This window comes from Ralstonia sp. ASV6 (assembly GCF_016429285.1).
Taxonomy (GTDB): Bacteria; Pseudomonadota; Gammaproteobacteria; order Burkholderiales; family Burkholderiaceae; genus Ralstonia; species Ralstonia flaminis.
In genome coordinates this window covers 1-302 of the sequence record NZ_JAELUI010000625.1, presented here as the reverse complement: position 1 = coordinate 302, position 302 = coordinate 1, and the positions used below count along the sequence as shown (strand labels likewise).

The following is a 302-nucleotide window of genomic DNA, read 5'->3' as shown; positions in this document are numbered from 1 at the left end:
CCCCCCCCCCCCCCCCCCCCCCCCCCCCCCCCCCCCCCCCCCCCCCCCCCCCCCCCCCCCCCCCCCCCCCCCCCCCCCCCCCCCCCCCCCCCCCCCCCCCCGCTTTTCAAGCAGAAGACGGCATACGCGATCAGGCGCCATGTCTCGTGGGCTCGGAGATGTGTATAAGAGACAGGCCAGTAGGTGCGCAAACCCATCGCTGCCGTGCCGAACATGTCATAGCTGGAACCGGCCACAAACGCGGCATCTGCCGCCTCCACACCAAGCTGTTCCAGCGCCATGCGATACGGTCTGGGATCGGG

At 73.2% G+C, this 302-nt stretch carries 1 pseudogene; it reads right to left on the bottom strand.

The features are described from left to right. Positions 1-176: 176 nt before the first annotated feature. Positions 177-302, bottom strand: a pseudogene (locus JHD73_RS29435) (haloacid dehalogenase); the annotation flags it as partial.